This is a genomic window from Sphingobacterium sp. UBA7249 (assembly GCF_002472835.1).
In the GTDB taxonomy this organism is placed as follows: domain Bacteria; phylum Bacteroidota; class Bacteroidia; order Sphingobacteriales; family Sphingobacteriaceae; genus Sphingobacterium; species Sphingobacterium prati.
In genome coordinates, this window is the sequence record NZ_DKST01000007.1 from 13,599 (window position 1) to 31,064 (window position 17,466).

15 protein-coding genes are annotated in these 17,466 nt (G+C 41.3%); 5 read left to right on the forward strand and 10 right to left on the reverse strand.

Going from position 1 to position 17,466, the window contains the following annotated elements:
* From lepB to B4A24_RS04120, 6 genes are all read right to left on the reverse strand, one after another.
* On the reverse strand, positions 1–1,481 hold a 1,481-nt coding region (lepB, locus tag B4A24_RS04095; RefSeq protein ID WP_293942897.1), incomplete at its 3' end, for a signal peptidase I.
* Between the two features lie 35 nt (positions 1,482–1,516).
* Complete coding sequence (locus tag B4A24_RS04100; RefSeq protein ID WP_293942899.1) at positions 1,517–2,251, reverse strand: hypothetical protein; 735 nt, start codon at positions 2,249–2,251, stop codon at positions 1,517–1,519.
* Between the two features lie 298 nt (positions 2,252–2,549).
* Entirely contained in the window at positions 2,550–3,023 is a 474-nt protein-coding gene (locus B4A24_RS04105; protein WP_293942901.1) for an LIC11966 family surface protein, read from the reverse strand.
* A 463-nt stretch (positions 3,024–3,486) separates the two neighbouring features.
* Entirely contained in the window at positions 3,487–3,936 is a 450-nt protein-coding gene (locus B4A24_RS04110; RefSeq protein WP_293942903.1) for a PepSY-like domain-containing protein, read from the reverse strand.
* A gap of 70 nt (positions 3,937–4,006) precedes the next feature.
* Entirely contained in the window at positions 4,007–5,287 is a 1,281-nt protein-coding gene (locus B4A24_RS04115) for a sensor histidine kinase (protein ID WP_293942905.1), read from the reverse strand.
* Positions 5,284–5,961, reverse strand: coding sequence for a response regulator transcription factor (locus B4A24_RS04120; RefSeq protein ID WP_293942907.1), 678 nt, complete (start codon positions 5,959–5,961; stop codon positions 5,284–5,286). Before B4A24_RS04120 ends, B4A24_RS04115 begins: the two co-directional genes overlap by 4 nt.
* A 234-nt stretch (positions 5,962–6,195) precedes the next feature.
* Between B4A24_RS04120 and B4A24_RS04125 the strand changes: the two genes are divergently transcribed.
* Both B4A24_RS04125 and B4A24_RS04130 read left to right on the forward strand, forming a co-directional pair.
* A complete protein-coding gene (locus B4A24_RS04125; RefSeq protein ID WP_293942908.1) occupies positions 6,196–7,056 on the forward strand; it encodes a helix-turn-helix domain-containing protein in 861 nt (286 codons plus the stop codon).
* Between the two features lie 115 nt (positions 7,057–7,171).
* Entirely contained in the window at positions 7,172–8,521 is a 1,350-nt protein-coding gene (locus B4A24_RS04130; RefSeq protein WP_293942910.1) for an amidohydrolase, read from the forward strand.
* Between the two features lie 137 nt (positions 8,522–8,658).
* Here the strand turns inward: B4A24_RS04130 and B4A24_RS04135 are convergent, their stop codons facing one another.
* A complete protein-coding gene (locus B4A24_RS04135) occupies positions 8,659–9,720 on the reverse strand; it encodes an acyltransferase family protein (protein WP_293942912.1) in 1,062 nt (353 codons plus the stop codon).
* Positions 9,721–9,906: 186 nt separating this feature from the next.
* On the opposite strand from B4A24_RS04135, the gene B4A24_RS04140 reads away from it, so the two are divergent.
* From B4A24_RS04140 to B4A24_RS04150, 3 genes are read left to right on the forward strand one after another with little or no spacing between them, the layout of a single operon-like run.
* A complete protein-coding gene (locus B4A24_RS04140; RefSeq protein ID WP_293942914.1) occupies positions 9,907–10,425 on the forward strand; it encodes a hypothetical protein in 519 nt (172 codons plus the stop codon).
* Between the two features lie 24 nt (positions 10,426–10,449).
* Positions 10,450–11,250, forward strand: coding sequence for a hypothetical protein (locus B4A24_RS04145; RefSeq protein WP_293942916.1), 801 nt, complete (start codon positions 10,450–10,452; stop codon positions 11,248–11,250).
* Positions 11,225–12,628: a hypothetical protein gene (locus tag B4A24_RS04150; RefSeq protein ID WP_293942918.1), complete on the forward strand. Its 1,404-nt coding sequence runs from the start codon at positions 11,225–11,227 to the stop codon at positions 12,626–12,628. The genes B4A24_RS04145 and B4A24_RS04150 overlap by 26 nt, the downstream gene beginning before the upstream one ends.
* Here B4A24_RS04150 and B4A24_RS04155 read toward each other — a convergent pair.
* The 3 genes from B4A24_RS04155 to rfbA form a co-directional block, all read right to left on the reverse strand.
* A complete protein-coding gene (locus tag B4A24_RS04155; RefSeq protein ID WP_293942920.1) occupies positions 12,625–15,456 on the reverse strand; it encodes an MSCRAMM family protein in 2,832 nt (943 codons plus the stop codon). The genes B4A24_RS04150 and B4A24_RS04155 overlap by 4 nt on opposite strands.
* 85 nt (positions 15,457–15,541) lie before the next feature.
* Positions 15,542–16,144: a LuxR C-terminal-related transcriptional regulator gene (locus B4A24_RS04160; protein WP_293942922.1), complete on the reverse strand. Its 603-nt coding sequence runs from the start codon at positions 16,142–16,144 to the stop codon at positions 15,542–15,544.
* A 450-nt stretch (positions 16,145–16,594) separates the two neighbouring features.
* On the reverse strand, positions 16,595–17,455 hold the full coding sequence (rfbA, locus tag B4A24_RS04165) for a glucose-1-phosphate thymidylyltransferase RfbA (RefSeq protein ID WP_172393832.1): 861 nt from the start codon (positions 17,453–17,455) through the stop codon (positions 16,595–16,597).
* Positions 17,456–17,466: the final 11 nt, after the last annotated feature.

The window sequence follows — 17,466 nt, forward strand, 5'->3', positions numbered from 1 at the left end:
ATATGGTCTTCGGGAACAAATCCCCAGTCTCTTGCATCGAGGGAATTGTGTCTATTATCTCCCATCATCCAATAGTAATCCATTTTAAACGTATAAGAATCTGTCTTGTTCCCATTCAGATATATACCGTCCGCTCTCTTTTCTAAGCGGTTATTCTCATAAACACGGATAGCACGCTCATATAGGGGCCAAGTTTGAGCATTTAATGCTACTCTCATTCCTTTCTTTGGAATCACAAAAGGCCCAAAATTATCGTAGTTCCATTTATACTGTGGATCATTCGGAAATGTATTGGCTTCCGGTTCCCCTGCTTTGCGCAGGTTCATCTGCATGGATTTAACATTGGACCAAGATTTCACCATGTTCACCTGCTCAGGTGTTAGAAAGACCATATAAATTCCGGGCTGAATCTGTGCGATTTCGATCCCCATATCCCGCATTCGCTGTTCATCCAGCCCTGTCTCATCAGTCATCACGGTATAATCCATCTGACTTTCTGGAGCAACGAAACCGGGTTGGTCGTTTACATAGAGTACAGCATCGCGCACGCTGATTTTATCACCCGGCATGCCGACACAGCGTTTGATCAAATGCTCCCGCTTGTCCACTGGACGCGTTTGAATAGTAAACTGTTGATGGACCGCTTCGTACCCCATGGAACGAACCAGATCGTAATAAGGTTGATCTTGATTCTCTACCGCAACAGTGTCTCCCGCAGGCGCATTAAATACGATGACATCATTCCGTTTAATCTCTTGAAAACCCGGCAGCCGTTTGTAAGGAATTCTGATCAGCTCCGAAAACGCTTTTCCGCCTATAACAGGCATGGTGTGATGTGCAAAAGGAAAGGCAATGGGTGTATTTGGAATACGTGGCCCATAATTCAGCTTACTGACGAATAGATAGTCTCCGATCAAAAGCGATTGTTGCATTGAACCTGAAGGGATCATAAAAGCTTCCAGCAAGAAACCGCGGATCAGCGTTGCGGCAACCGTCGCAAAGACAATGGCATCCGCCCACTCGCGAACCATAGATTTTTTATAAGGATACTTGGTCTTAAATTCATTATACGATTCGTGTAGCAGTACCAGTCGATCGTCTTTTGTCAATTGCTTATTTTCGGCAGTTGCTGTTTTCAGTTTTTTAGCATAAAGTCCATTTAGAAATTGGACATTTTTATCTCTGCCCCATAATGGTAATACGATAAAAGGGACCAGCACCGCAGCACAATTTTCCCAAAACCTTCTTTTACCAAAACAATGGATGAAATCCAGGTATAAATTATAAAAAACAAAGATATTCACGATCGGAATGATCAACAATACAATATACCAGACAGGCCGATTGGTTATCTGTCCTTGAATCCATTGGCTATAAACAGGAACAATACCCTCCCAGCCACGACGCCCTGCCTTCTCAAACAAAAGCCAAAAACCATAAGCAGCAATGATGGTCAGTACAATAAAAATAATAAGCGCCATATGTTGTTTTTTTTCGAAATGTAAATGGATGAATATTAATAAATAAACAGTCTGGATTGGTCCGAAGGAGATTCTTTTGCCCGCTGTAGCTCATTATATCGTACAATGTATTTGACAAACACATCATAGTTATACTTTTGCTCCTTTTCAAATTCGGCAAACAATTCAGGTTCGTCATTAATTAAACGACCTAATGTCAGCGTTCTTTTCTTTTTATTATTGCTAAATAGTCCGTTTGAATTACTATTTATTTCAATAACTTCTCCCGTTGCCTTTTTGAGTGCATATGCATACTTTGACTTGGTGAATCCAACACCAATCATTGGGGCTGCGCCGCCGCTACCAATCATCATTCCGCCACTACCGCCAAAATGTAATTCAGAAATAAAGTAAGCCATGATTTCACCATCGACAAGTACCTCTGCAAATGTAGGTTCTAAATCGTTAGCCATTCTTACCCGATAGGTCTGAGGAGAAGTTCCCGGTACAGGTTCCAATCCTTTTTCTACATAGGATGGTGCATATACTTTCTTTTTGGTCTGCCAGTACGCACGGTACACCTGGTCAGGTGTAAAAGTCAACTTTTCCTTTTGTTGATTTTCAAATTTAAGTTTATGGTCTTTAACAGAGGTGATCTTCCCGTAAAGCGTATCAGCATTCATCAATATCAAATAATCTAACTTCTTTAGATCCCCCTGTGCCCAGAGCAATGTCGTTGAGAAGAAAAAACACAACATGAAAGCACTTGATAAAACCAATACAATTTTCATTACTTAATAATATATTAAATCATTCTTCGCCTAAATAGGGATTCTCCAAACCCATTCACAGGCATGATGGCATGCCCGCAACTATTCATGTATCGATCACACAGGGCAGGGCTTTCATCAGCTTTTATTGCATAAATCTACATAAAAATACAATACACAATGAAAAGTCCCTCAGCTTTAACATTTCATTTACATCTTTTTTATTTCTCTAGTTCCAAGCGAACCTGACTATTCCACATAAAAAAAGAAGCCGTATCAAAATATGATACGACTCCTTTGATTATTAATGATATGGCGTTTATCCCTTATATTTACCTTCAAATTCGGTAGAGGCTTTGTTGACCCCATTACTCATATTTTCGAAGGCTTTATTGATGTTGTCAAGCAGAGTTGATTCAGTAGCTGCATCAGGAGTCTTGCTTTTGCGCAACTCTATCAGCTTCGGATAATCTTCGGTTACGATCTTTTTATAACCATTGAGCCCATCAAGCACTGCTTTTTGGAAGCTTGCATCTCCTTTAAAATCACCGAGTTCCTCTACTTTTTTGATATCGTCGTTCAAGGATTTTTCCCAATCCGTACGGACCTGCTCAGCCTTGGCATAGTCAGAAGCATTCATGGCTGCATTCATGTCTGTAATATGCTTTTCACTTCCATTGATGACCGTAATAATTGAATTGTTATATGCCGCAGGATCCTTCGTTCCTGAGCCACAACTTGACATCGTTAGCACCGCTACAGTTAGGATGCCTGTAATTAATTGTTTGATCATTGTTGTTCTATTTAAAGTTTATTTGTACACTTTGTTATAAATGTTCTTTTCTATCCATTCCGGATCAATCCGGAACGACCCGTATCAATTCAGCTTTAATTGACTTATCCAAAGATAGTTGAGCTTACAGTTTTTTTCAATCACTGATTTCAGGGATTTTATTGTCTCCAATTAATTTGCGGCTCAATTGCTTCTAAAATCTCTTTAATGGCGTTTAACGGATTAATTTCAATACATAATTACAAACTATTCATGAACAAACGCACGATTTCACGTTCCTATTTACTGTAAATTTACCCTTATCATGACAACAAAGATTACGCGAGAAGAATCTAACTTAACAGACTACGCAACTAAATTTGCGCGATAAGATGTCCTTTAAAAACAATCTATTAACAGAGAAACAGCACCTTGCCAGCTCTGCTGACAAGGTGCTGTTTCTAATCTAAACGAGCTATCTATCTTAATTTCTTCTTTTTCCCAAGATATTTCCTTGCGGATCGACAACAAGTTTCCATTCATCCGTACGACTTTTTACCTCGAATGCATATGTAATCTTTTGTTCCTCCGTAATTTTTTTCACATCTTCTATGCGATAGCCCGGAAAGTACTTTTTCATTTTGATAATCACCCCTTTTGGCAAATCATTTTTGGCCAGTTCCTCTTTATGGCGCACAATTTTGCCGTTATTTTGAATCCAGACTTCATGGTCAGTTCCGAATAGGCCAGTTTCAAATTCCGCTTCATACAATCCCGCTTTCAATTCCCAATCTACCGCTTTAGCTTTTGGGAACTTCTGCTGCAAACTATTGACCACAACCGCTGGCACCTGATTTTGTGGAATATCCTGAGCAAAAGCTCCAATCGTTGAGAGTGCAAGGATACATGCACTTAATATCATGTTACGTTTCATATCTTTATCGCTTTAGTGTATTACAAAGTAAAGCATTGATTCTGTAAAGATTTGGGAATGAAAGTCATACTTAGCGAAAATTTATTTTAAATGTATGCTGACTATCAGCATAATTGTATGAAATCGAAAATCCATATAGATTACAGATTGCCTGCACGATCGCGAGCCCTAGCCCAGAGCCTTTGGAGGAGGTATCCGATTTATAAAACCTGGAAAATACTTGCTCCGCATCCAAAGCCCCCTGTACGCTTGTATTCGCTACCGCAAGTGAGTTTTCAGTGATCGCGATATTTACTTCACCACCTTCTTTATTATGGAATAAGGCATTACGAATCAAATTTGACACGATGATATTGGCCAATGAACTATCTAATCGAAGGTTCAGCTCCTGATGTTGATGAACCTTGATCACAATATTTTTAAATGCAGCAATCTCTTCAAGTTCATCGACAGTATGTGTCACAAGCTTATTGAGCGAAAGATCCTCGTTATTTAAGTATTGCCTATTCTCGATCTTAGTGAGCAGCAATAATGATTTATTCAAACGCACCAGTCTTTCTGCCGTGTTCAATACCTCTGCAATAGCATTTGACTGCTCAGGCTGCAAGCCTTCTGTTTCGGCTACCATTTCCAATTTATTGATCATGATCGCCAAAGGAGTCTGCAGTTCATGTGAGGCATTCCCAATAAACTGCTTCTGTTGTTCGTACGTTTCCTCATTGTGTCTGATTAAAGTACTTACAGCAAGCTGCAAATCCTTAAATTCCTGAATATTGGTATCCATAGCTGGTTTATCTCCCGATTTTCCAAGGCGAAATTTTGTGAGCTGATCTAAAAAGCGATACAAAGGGCTCCATAATCGTTCAATAACCACCTTATTGATCGAGACAATACTGACGACCAACAAGATAAACAGGATCACAACAGAGTAGAATAAATTTTTGATCAGGTCACTTTCCTCAATCGTGGAATTGATTATCGAAAGCTCGTAATAATGTCCTTTATGCTCAAATGCCGTCGTCAGCATACGCACAGGTTCCAATTCGGGTTCAGGATCGTCATCATCCTGCATAAGCAGCATGGTATCTTTGTAGACATTCTGCATTTTGATCGCCTGTTGTTCGGAAATCTCACGTACCTTATAATTGTTCACCCCAAATTCCAAATCTGGGGATACAATCGTCTCAGAAGCCAATTCCTGAATAATTAAGCGCTTTTGATTCTCAAGTTCCTCATCGATATTATCATGGATCACCTCCAGCATAAATAAATAAAAGATGGTCGACCACAGCGCAATGACGACCAGTACGGAAATAGAGAGATATTTGAGCGTCTGATTGGCTAATTTCATTTTTCAACAAGTTTATATCCTATCCCATAGACCGCCTCAAAATCCACATCTGCCTGTTTTGTCAAGAATTTCTTCCGTAAATTCTTTATCTGGGAATAGATAAAATCGAGGTTATCTGCCTGATCCGTATTATCACCCCAAACATGCTCCGCCAACGCATTCTTACTGACAAGACGGTTCTTATTCAGCAAAAAGTAATGGAGGATGTCAAATTCTTTTCGATTCAGTGCGACCAATTCACCCGCAATCGAAAGCGATCGTTCATTCAGGTCAAGTACGATATTTCCCATATCCAATGTATTTTTGCCTTCCTGTTGCTTTCTCCGCAACACAGCTTTGATACGAGCATTTAACTCTGCAATATGGAAAGGCTTGGTCAGGTAGTCATCCGCTCCAAGTTCCAGTCCTCGCAGCTTATCATCCAAGGAGTCCTTTGCGGAGATAATAATTACATTATCCGATTTGCCTTCCTTTTTTAGCAGATCCAACACCTCTAGCCCACTCCCGCCTGGAAGCATGATATCCAGCAAGATACAATCATAATTATAGACCGAGACTTTATCCAGTGCCGATCTAAAGTCATATGCTGTCTCTACGATATAACCTTCTTTGATAAGAGAGTCTTTCACGATTTCCCTTAATTCTGCCTCATCTTCGATTACAAGTACTTTCATTGGACAATTGTTTTTTTTAATCAGATTTCACCTCTTTTTCCTACTTCAATTCTTCGCTATGCGTTACAAATGTATTCCGAATTTAGGAAAGAATTAGGAAAATGACTATTGTTAATTGCGACAGTGAGACAGCAGAAATCGAATAGCCGGTTTATCGTGACGATTACCTAAAATTTAACCTATCGTCTAAAATGCTATGGGCTTTTCGTATTTTAGGTCTGATTATATGCTACTATGGATAGACGAACTGCCAATATCTGGGCTCCTGTCATTGGACTGGAGGGTTTCCGCAAAGAACAGACCGCCGGGCGCGAAGAACTTCTCTTCAATGAATTACATGGAGAAAGGCTGATAGACAAGCCCCATAAGCACGATTTTTTTATTATCAATTTATTTGATACAGCATCTGGTACACATACAATTGATTCTATTGACTACACCATCAAAGATCATCAGGTACATGTGTTATTCCCCGGCCAGATGCACAAATGGCATATCCATTCTGGTACAATTGGCTACCAATTGATGATCGAACGTTCATTTTTTGAGCATTTCGCGCCCTTTTTTCGTTTTTCCTTTACCAATTACCAAAACCATCCCGTGATTGATCTCACCAAAGAGGCCTTCATACAGTTGCATTATGAATTTGAATCCGTTAAAAAAGAATTGGAACGGGAGCATTCGTTAATTCCCTTGATTACAGCACGTGCCGGAGTAATCGCCGCCATTGTCAGCCGGGAAGCAGAGCATGTATTTACCGAATTCAAAGTCTATCAATCCGTTCCCCGTCTTGCCAAATTTAACATGTTGATAGATGAATTTTTCAGAGAACAAAAACAAGTTGCTTTTTATGCGGAAAAACTTCACATCTCACCCAACTACCTCAATATTCTGTGTAAAAAATATTTGAAAATATCTGCCACCCAGCTTATTCATCAACGGATTTGTATTGAGGCAAAGCGTCTTCTCCAGAGCTCCGAATCATCCATTAAAGAAATTACATTTGAATTAGGTTTCGCAGATCAAGCCTATTTTTCTAATTTCTTTAAGCAACAGACTGGTGTAAGTCCAAGTGATTTTAGGGAAAAAAGATAAATCGCACAAGAAATAGCAGAAATTACCCAGTATTATTAAAGCTTTCAGTAGTTACTTTTGCAAAAGGCCAGTCCATTTTATGGATCGCCTAGATCGCAACGTAAATAGGAATAAAATGAAACCAATAGCCCTTTCGCGCAAAGAATTTATACGTAACTCCGCTCTGGCACTTGCCGGAACAACGTTGATCCCAAACATGCTTGTTGCAGAAGAGCGCAACGAACTTGCCTCTCCTGAGCTGTTGGTTGGGCATCAAGGCAAAAAAAGTTATACCCTAAAGAATGTTTTATTAGAAACAGGCTTTGAATATGATGAAAATGGCAGTGTCATCGCGACAAAAACTGGTCTTTTCGCGGTGCAGATTGAAGCCGGAAAAATCAAAAAAATCGGACCCAATAGTACCGATGCCAACGCCATAGATGCGAAGGGAAGATTGATGCTTCCATCGTTTAGCGATATGCATATCCACCTAGACAAGACATTTTATGGCGAAAAATGGCAGGCTGTGCGCCGAGGTGCAGGTGGTGTCAAAGGCATGATTGCACTCGAGCAGCAGATCCTTCCTGAACTGTTAAAGAATTCAACCTATAAAGCAGAAAAGCTGATAGAATTACTTCAATCCAAGGGGACAGCCTTTGCACGCAGCCACGTCAATATAGAGCCTACGTCTAAGTTAGATTCACTACACCACCTCCAACTTGCACTGGAAAATAAGAAAAACAGTTTCGGGGCCGAACTGGTTGCCTTCCCACAACATGGGGTATACTATACAGATTCCGTACCCTATCTTAAAGAAGCCGCGAAAACCAATATTGATTTTATCGGCGGCGTGGATCCTTTTACCATTGATGGTGCCATTGAGAAAACAATGGATTTCACCGTTCAATTGGCATTGGATCACAACAAAGGTATCGATATCCATTTACATGAGTCTGGTGAGTCCGGACTGAAAACAGTCGAGTACCTGATCAAAAAAGTAAATGAAAACCCCGCATTGAAAGGCAAGACCTACCTCAGTCATTGCTTTGTTCTGGCAAGACTGGAGAAAGCCAAACAACAGGAAATCGCAGAACAACTTGGTGCAGCACAGATCGGTATTGTTTCGACCATTCCTTTCGCCGGGCTGATTATGCCTATTCCGACACTCCTAGAAAACAAAGTCACCGTGATGACCGGGAACGACAGTATTGTCGATCACTGGAATACATTCGGGTCAGGAAGTGTTCTGCAAAAAGCCAATATGGCTGCCCAAGTATATGGACAGGTTACGGAGTATGGCCTATCACGTATGCTAAAACTAGCAACAGCAGGCCCGATTCCATTGGACGATAAAGGGCAACAGCAATGGCCAAAACCTGGCGACGACGCAAACATCGTCCTCATCGATGCAAGTTGTTCGGCAGAAGCTATTTCACGGATTTCACCAGTCGGATCTCTTATCTATCAAGGAAATATTGTCTACTAAGCATCTGACAAACGAGGCACAGCGCAACAGATTTTTTCACACAATGGCATTCAATTTCTTTTTCTAAGCTTTTGAATGCCATTGTGTAAACGTTGTGGTGACTCAAAGAAATTGAAATTAGTATGTGATGGATTTCATCATCGCTTAAAGAGCCTCATTACACGCGGCTCTACCCAATCGCTCAAGATATAGGCAACAGCAAGCATTGACAGTGTAACTGCAGAAACAAGTACATATTTATTTAAATAGCCATGAAGTTGATTGAAAACGATGAATCCGATATGCTGATGAATGAGGTATAAGGGATAGGTAAGCATCCCAATTTTAATAAATTTGGGCGAGTTGAGGCATTGTAGCTTTCTGCAAGAAACAAGCAACATGAGGATATAAAATACAACGATGGTGCCCCCAATAATATAGGGTGAAAAATCGCTATGAAAAGTCCTTGCCAACCAATGAATCCGACCAATAGCGCCATCGATGGATAAATAAAGGCACCAAGGCAATATAATAAAATGCTTTAATGTAGGTCCATGAATAAAAATTTGGCAAAACACTATTCCTGCAATAAAATAAGCACTCCAATCCAGAATAAAGAGGTGATGGATGGCATCATAGGTTGTTGAGGGCCCAACAAACAGACGCAAGCTCGACAAAAATAGCCAAAAGTAGATCAGATAGTCTAGGCTGACCTGTTTGAATCGGTTTGTAATAAGAAATACCGCAATAATGAGATAAAATTTCAATTCAACATAGAGTGACCAATAGGCACCGTCGATATTTCCCTGACCAAGGAACTCCTGAATCATGGTCAAGTTGGCTAAGAGCTGTTCGAAGGTGACGAGATACCGAGGTGCTCCCAAAAAATAAGTTACGACAAACGTGATAACCAAACAGATCCAATACATTGGATAAAGCCTTTTAAACCGAGAATAGCAAAATTTGGGCAGTGAACGATGTTTTATGGAAAAGGCGATCACAAAACCGCTGATGATAAAAAAAAGGTCTACTCCAAGATATCCATATTTGAAATAGTCGCCGATTTCATCAAAACGCAGCAGTGACATGTCTCCATTTTTATACCCCCGATACAAATAATGATATAGCAATACAGCCGATGCCGCTATAAAGCGAAACAGATCGATTTGGTAAATTCTTTTTGTCTGGGACATTTTGAGCGCAAATATAGGCTGTTTCATTTATAGTTTCAGGTAAAGTCGTAAAGAATGCTTTAAATGCTATCATCTCCATGGTGAAATTGCTGCTAGACTTGAAATCTAAAATATTCCGTCGAATTTATAACATCATTATGTGACTGTTAGCCTATTGCCAATCAACACCAACCTTGCTAAATTTATGTTATACTAGTAAAAAACGAGGAAATTATGAGAAAGAACCTAATAATAGTCTTTATTGCCATCGCCGCCATATGCTTTGGTCATCACACGAAAGCTCAGACGGTTACTTCAGCTCCAGTCACTGTCAACATCAATTTGACAGACGCCATCTCAATTACGCTGGGTGCAACTCCAACTGTTGATTTTGTCTATGATGACGCCGCCGATTATGCTGCTTCTAAAACTGTCACGAAAGCGAGCCATTTTACCGTGGTCAGCAATAGAGCTTACGATATCACAGTCGCTGCGACTGCGGCATTTGCACCTGCCGGAGGTCCTGCCTTGAGCATTGTTACTGTCAATGTGGACCCTACAACTGCCAATGGCGGAACTTTAGTGGCCAATGTTCCGCTAAGTACCACGGCTGCTGCTTTGGTCAACGGCGCGACAGCCTCTACTGGAGCAGTATATAATGTCGATTACACTATTCCGGATGCAGCACCATTATTGGACCTTCCGGCCGCCGCCTATAGCACTACCGTAACGTATACAGCAACACAGTTATAAGATCCGATAAAAATATTGTCATTTGTGAGATATTATCTAGCAATACTATTTACTTACATATTTAATACCCTGACCTATGGCCAGGGTATTTCAGTTTCCCCTTCGCGCATATTTTTTACAGGTGCAGCTGGGCAGACAGCTAGTCAGGCGATCACATTCAGCAATACCTCGACCAACGAATTTTATTTTGTAGCCAATATCAAAGATTGGGATCGTGATTCCTTGGGGATTAAACGGTACTATCCAACAGCTAATAAGCCCCTGTCCAATGCTTCCTGGCTTTCGCTCTCGGATAATACTGTACTTTTAGCCCCAGGAGAAACCAAAAGCATTAATCTTACTATGACAGTTCCCCGCAGCGAACAAAATAAATTGACCAATAGCATGTTATTTTTTACGCAAGTCAAGGAACAGAAAAAAGATCTCGCGCAGGGTCTGAACATGAATGTATTGCTTGAAGTGGGCATCCAAATTTACCATACCCCGACGGGCTTAAAAACGGGAGATCTGGAATTTCTTGCATTTGAGGATAGGGGGATTATAAAAAACACGAATGGAGTCGCTGTCCGTCGCATGGATGTAAAAGTCAAGAATACGGGTCAGGTCAATAAAGATGCATATGTCCGTTTTGAGTTGACCAATACCCAGACAGGAGAAGAAATACCAATTAAAGCTATTGCAATCGCGATGCTTCCCGAAGCCGAGCAATGGGTGCAGGTCGATCTCCCGGAGAAACTCTCCCCCGCTCCTTACCTCGCGGTTGCTATACTCGACGCCGGCAGCCAATATGATTTAAAAATTGCAGAGAAAGAGATTAAATATTAACTTGGCAATCCTATCGCTGTGCCTTGCTCTATGTGTCCGTACGACAGTGGCCCAGGTCACTATTACACTTCCTCAGGCAAACATTCAAAGTAGGACCGACTATAACCAGATCTTTAATGTTGGCCAGTACGCCAGCGTACTTACCTTATTGCCAACATTTAGGGTTAAGGCCAATACCACGAGTTTTAGCAGCACTGCTGGGGGCAGTATCCCGCTCAGTATCGCTCATATTAAACTGAACTCAATTGGTAGTCTATCCTTACTCGGGGCCAGTAGCGAAGTCACCCTATCGGTTAACAATGGAAATTTATATAGTTCACTGGCGACTGTCTCTTCCGGAGCCATTACGGCCAACGTTCGTTTATCTACCGGGAGCCAAACCTGGATTGCAGGAATTTATGATAGTAACCTGAGCTTTTCTACACAAGGTGTCTTGGCCGGTTCCATTACACCAACGACATTGCCTTTTAGCATAAATGTTCCCGGATTTATCAGTCCTCCAGTTCAGGTAGGTACAACAAGTATTCTGGTCAACAACTTAAGCTTTTATCGCTCAACCAATGGCATCAGCACGGAAAAAGTAATTCCCTTAACGACGACCGTACCCTATATTCCCAGTTTAAAGACCACAAACACACAGTTTAGCTTTAATACGCCTTTACCCTACAATACCTTGCCTATTTCTCCCGTTTCGGCAATAAATACCACATTAACAGGCGTATCCAATTCTACCACTGTCGCTTTATCTACGACCGACCAAGCACTGACCAATACGACGGGGATTGCAGTACCTGCCAATAATGCGCAATCGCTAACAGCGAACTACAGTATCAGTGCCAGCCAGTTAAAAATGAGCTTTATCCAAGCCGGCACCTATTCCGTCCCATTGACTCACACCTGGAGTAAATTGGCAACCGCATATCCCACAGGCGCACTACAGGCACAAAGCAGTGGAAACCTCGAAATTGTCGTGAGTGATCTAGCCGAATTGGTCGCCAACCAACAGGCCGTCAACCTGGACTTCAGTACCACCGCCGATTATAAAAATGGCGTAAGCAAAGATATGCCCACTCACCTTCGCATCAGTAAGACAACACCCTATAATCTCTATGTACGCGCTTCCTCCTCCTCCTTTATATCAGGGATAAACAGTATTCCCCTGAATGCGCTTCGCATTGGTCCTATGGCTAATCAGACGGGCATGAATACCATCACACTTTCCGCTACTGCACAGCAGCTTATCCAAAGTGCGGATCCAGTAATCGACCGCAACTTGAATATACGTTACAGTATACCTGCGTCCGAGACCAGCAAACTTCTTAACAAACCTGCAGGTACCTATACGGCAAATATCATATTTAGCTTTGTAGCCCCCTAAAATCGCTTGATCTCAACCTTACGGCGTTCGTCCCTGTATCTAAAGTCAGGGATTTCAGTTGCCTCACCTTCTTTCACTTCAATCTCACAACTTGGGTTTTCGATTGAAAATGACATTCCTTCAGTAACAACATCGACCTTGTAGTGCCCGATCGGCAGATAAATTACATAATTTCCATCTTCATTCGTTAACGTGCTGTATTCTTTATCTTGGAGATCCCTTGCAACAATACGTATACCACCAAGCTGAGGTCTTGATTCCAGGTATTTATTTGTTACGGATTTGATGCGCCCTTTTAAGGCTCGGGTTATGATCAGTGGAATTTCCATGGACCGGTTTTTTGTCAGCACGACACTGATCGTGTCGCGAGAGACCCAACCGCGATTGTTTTCTACCTGAATGTTATACACCCCAGGATCCATATCAACAAACTTCACTCTTCCCTTGTCATCCGTCACCGCCGCTTCCTTTCCTATCTTTACCAATACTGATCTAGCCTGGGATTCATCGTTGTCCCGTACCCCATTGCTGTTGCGGTCTTCAAAAAAGAGCAATTGCAGTTTATGTCCCCGTCGGCCTCCCCTATGTCCGAAACTCTTTTCTATGCCAAGCCGCAACTGCCTATTATTAAAGGCATAACTATACGGCATATTTTCGTTAAGTTGAGGATCTGTTACCACACCAAATACTAAATTTCCCCTAATCAAGGTATAATAGAGATCAGCAGTAAGATTCCAGCCGCCTTTCATTCGCCAACGTGCATTGCCTGTAACAGAAAAATTATTGCTGCGCGAGAATCCGTAATAACTATACATGGTCGCAATCTGAGCCTGCAGCCTGTTGTCAAACAAATCGAGCTGTGAGCTTGGTCCGAAGGAATATATCCTGTATTTGCCATTCCCTGATGATGCCAATAAATCACTCAGGTAATAAGGGTTGACCTGAATAAACGTATTAAAGCCAAACCAGCGGTTGTTATAATTGCCCGTTATCCGTAGCGAGTGAAAAGGAGCAATTGGTCTGTTGGATGTATTTCTATACGTATAACCGTAATCGGTCTGTATTGAAAAGCGATGCGCAGCTGTAAAAAAATTCAGATCACCCACTATTCGCATGGAGCTTGACTTCCAGCTCAACTGCGATTCTGCGAGTCCGTACCAATCCTGATAGGTACCGCGTTGTCCCATAAAATAGGGACGAAGATCAAGCTGTAATTTTTCTTTTCCCGTATGGTAGCCAAACTCATAGATCTGAATACGGTTGGCATTATTAAAATAGTAATCTCGATCACCAGGTAGATATTTTGGATCATTATCCATGTAACTTGCCCGGACGGATACACTTTTATTCTTTTTCAACAATTTACTAATACGCGTATCAGATTGTATCAATCCCCGACGTAAGCCCACGTAATATGGCGTACTATAATAATTGATGCTGCTTATCTGATAGTGTTCATCGGCATAGTTATAGTTAAATCCTAACGCGGCAGCCATTTTTGCGCCCCCCTTTTGGAGACGTTCCACACTGTATCCACCCTCTACCCCAAGTTGTTGTTTGGCCCCTAGCTTCATAACTCCCTTACCACTGATCAGGTCACTGTTCACAGCACGGTAGTCATTGTTCGTGTGGAGATAGCTTACACTATTTTCCTGGGGCCGATCCGAACGAAAGGTATATTTGGCGCCAATGATTTTACCACGGCTAAGCAGACTATTCATCTGGTTGATCAACATGTAGCTATTTTCAACAGCATAAAGACTGATCGATCGTTCCTTATCCAATTTATAGCTTGCTTTTGCTCCGCGTCCGTTGATCGGTTGATCCAGATTTTCATAGATATTACCGATTTTTACTCCCCAGTCCTTTGTCTGATAATCTATGTACGTATCGTACATATTCAAAGCCTTTTGTTTTTGATAATAATCCGTATTCAAGCGATAAGTCAGTTTACGTCCTTTAGGCATGTCCATTTCACCGAATAGCTGAACTTGATATACGGACATATCTTGCCCCATATTGAGGTAACGCAATGCTAGCATATTATTATAAGGCAGATTCTGCAGATTTAGGTCAGCTCCAAAACGCTTTACACTACCCACCGTCATCATCCGCACCCTGTTATTGGCGACTACCTTTCCGCCGGCTTCAACAGCTTCCAAAGTAAAATCTACATCTATGGCTGTTTTTTTTGAACGCATCGTTGCCGTGAAAGACAATAGTGATTGTCCACCTGCTGCCAGCGTAACAGGTAAAGTCTCCCCCCTTATTTCCAACTCGCCCGGTAAATTTGGGAAACGCACCTGAATGGTAAGCGGCACCAAACCAATATTCACTGCTCGCACCAGAAATTGTACCTGGCCCGTTGATTGATCAATGTAATATTCAGGAAGCTCGGTTTGCAGAAGTAACGACTGCGCTTCGTTTAACCGCGTAGAGAAAGATTGCGGGGGCTGTATTTTTACGGTTGGATCATTTGATTGAAACCCAATTGTAAATGTCTGGGTTCCCTTGGCAATTGTCCGACGATCGGCCATATATTTTAATGGAAAGCTTTTGCTTTCTTTAGCCATTAACGTAATCGAGTGGGGTAATTTTATTAAGCCCTGCAGCGCAGATGTATTATTAGCGCTCGGCTTTAGCTCAATTATTTTATCGCTGTGATTTGTAATTCTTAATTTATTGGCAAACGATTTGGAAACAGCAATTGGGATCGTGTCATGATCGAATTTAATGGCAATATCGTACTGTTGCTGACTTTTCGCTTCGGATAACAAAACAGCAAAATAAAAAAGAAACAGGAAAATCCAGCGGCTTCTAATCGGCATATCGTACGATTCAACTATCCATAAAAATCAGGCTTAATTCTGTGAGATAAAAATATACATCGTCACATTTTCATGTAACAAAATGTTAAGCAGTCAGTTGTGCGATCAGTTCCCCTTTGCTATTGATTTGAAGCTTTCGATAGATCCGTTTTATATAAATACGTACCGTATCCAATGAAATGGTATACTTTTGAGCGATCATTTTATAGCTCAATCCCTCCATAATTCCGTTTGCTACCTGGAGCTCCCGGGCAGTGAGCAGATCCACGTATTTTTTTGAACTGAAGCTTTGATCAATCAGTGCCCTATTCACTCCTGGGCTTACAAAAGAGCCATCATTCAACGTGATACTGATCGCCGAAAGGAGTGAATCCATACAGGTTTGCTTTAACAAATAGCCCACAGCACCATGTCTAAAGCAAGCACGTACAGTCTTCACATCACAGATATTGGTCAATATCACAATATCTGTATTAGGAAAAATAGTTTTTACATGTTCGACAATTAATGGCTCCTGGTGTTCAATATCCATAATGATTACATCTGGAGCTACGGCGGCCTGGTCAATACGCTCTTTGCCCATCTCAAAAAGGACCTTAACTTTATGCATCGGCCCTTTTTCTTGAAGTACGCCTAAGGTAATCTGCCGTGCCTGTTCATTACTATCAATTATCCCTACAGTAATCATGCTTGTTATTATTTCGTGTAATAATCGGTCCTACTTCACTTATAGTTAGGTTACATTTTATTTCCACCGCAATTTCAGGCTTAATCGTACCATTATTAAAAAATGACAACCTCTATTTTATCAATCTACTTAAAGACAACTATTAAAAAACAATTGTTTTTAAAAAATAAAATTTTATCATAATTTAGTGTATTTTTTCCATAATATAGCATATATAACCTTATTAATGAAAATCATCTAAAGCTTCAGGAGGTATGCTGTTTATAAATTGAATTAATAAAATATGATGAAGGGAATAATATTATGTGCTGTGATTAATTACCTATTCGCAGACATGGGGTATATAAACAATGGCGTATATAAACAACAGCTTGGAGATGTTAATTATATACGCCCTGGATTTTAATAAAAAGGGTCGTTACGGTTTAGTGATTATAACGGAGAAAAATCTTATTTAACAATACGCTTCAGGTATTCACCATATCCTGACTTGCACAAAGGCTCCGCAATGGCATCCAGCTGCTCCCGGCTGATGTATCCCATACGATAAGCCACTTCCTCGATCGCGCCGATTTTCATTCCTTGGCGTTCTTCGATAACCTGTACAAATTGAGCGGCCTGCATCAATGACTGTATCGTGCCCGTATCCAACCAGGCAGTCCCCCGATCAAAAATCCCTACTTTTAGTTTCCCTTGACTTAAATATGCCTTGTTGATATCCGTAATCTCCAGTTCCCCCCGTGCCGAAGGTTCGATACTTTTCGCTATTCCAACGACAGCATTATCGTAAAAATAAATTCCCGGAACAGCATAGCTGGATTTTGGTTGGAGTGGTTTTTCTTCAATGGATACCACCCTTTTGCTTGCGTCAAATTCCACTACCCCATAGCGTTCGGGATCATGTACCGGATAAGCGAATACCACACCACCGTCAGGATCCGCGCAAGATTGCAGCAGTTTTGATAAGCCCGAGCCATAGAAAATATTATCGCCCAGAATAAGTGCTACTTTATCATCAGCAATAAACTCTTCGCCCAATATAAAAGCCTGTGCTAGCCCATCCGGGCTTGGCTGCTCCTTGTATTCAAACCGACAGCCCAATTGGGAGCCGTCTCCCAACAACTTTCTAAAGTTGGGCAAATCCTGTGGAGTCGATATAATCAATATCTCGCGAATACCCGCCAACATCAGCGTAGATAGCGGATAGTATATCATTGGTTTATCGTATACAGGCATTAATTGCTTACTCACGGCAAGCGTTAAAGGGTGTAAACGGGTTCCAGATCCTCCGGCCAATATAATTCCTTTCATTCGTATTAAGT

Excerpts from the sequence above, each read along its gene's own strand:
- B4A24_RS04100 (WP_293942899.1), bottom strand. The coding sequence starts at position 2,251 with ATGAAAATTGTATTGGTTTTATCAAGTGCTTTCATGTTGTGTTTTTTC.
- B4A24_RS04105 (WP_293942901.1), bottom strand. The coding sequence starts at position 3,023 with ATGATCAAACAATTAATTACAGGCATCCTAACTGTAGCGGTGCTAACG.
- B4A24_RS04110 (WP_293942903.1), bottom strand. The coding sequence starts at position 3,936 with ATGAAACGTAACATGATATTAAGTGCATGTATCCTTGCACTCTCAACG.
- B4A24_RS04115 (WP_293942905.1), bottom strand. The coding sequence starts at position 5,287 with ATGAAATTAGCCAATCAGACGCTCAAATATCTCTCTATTTCCGTACTG.
- B4A24_RS04120 (WP_293942907.1), bottom strand. The coding sequence starts at position 5,961 with ATGAAAGTACTTGTAATCGAAGATGAGGCAGAATTAAGGGAAATCGTG.
- B4A24_RS04125 (WP_293942908.1), top strand. The coding sequence starts at position 6,196 with ATGGATAGACGAACTGCCAATATCTGGGCTCCTGTCATTGGACTGGAG.
- B4A24_RS04130 (WP_293942910.1), top strand. The coding sequence starts at position 7,172 with ATGAAACCAATAGCCCTTTCGCGCAAAGAATTTATACGTAACTCCGCT.
- B4A24_RS04135 (WP_293942912.1), bottom strand. The coding sequence starts at position 9,720 with ATGAAACAGCCTATATTTGCGCTCAAAATGTCCCAGACAAAAAGAATT.
- B4A24_RS04140 (WP_293942914.1), top strand. The coding sequence starts at position 9,907 with ATGAGAAAGAACCTAATAATAGTCTTTATTGCCATCGCCGCCATATGC.
- B4A24_RS04155 (WP_293942920.1), bottom strand. The coding sequence starts at position 15,456 with ATGCCGATTAGAAGCCGCTGGATTTTCCTGTTTCTTTTTTATTTTGCT.
- B4A24_RS04160 (WP_293942922.1), bottom strand. The coding sequence starts at position 16,144 with ATGATTACTGTAGGGATAATTGATAGTAATGAACAGGCACGGCAGATT.
- rfbA (WP_172393832.1), bottom strand. The coding sequence starts at position 17,455 with ATGAAAGGAATTATATTGGCCGGAGGATCTGGAACCCGTTTACACCCT.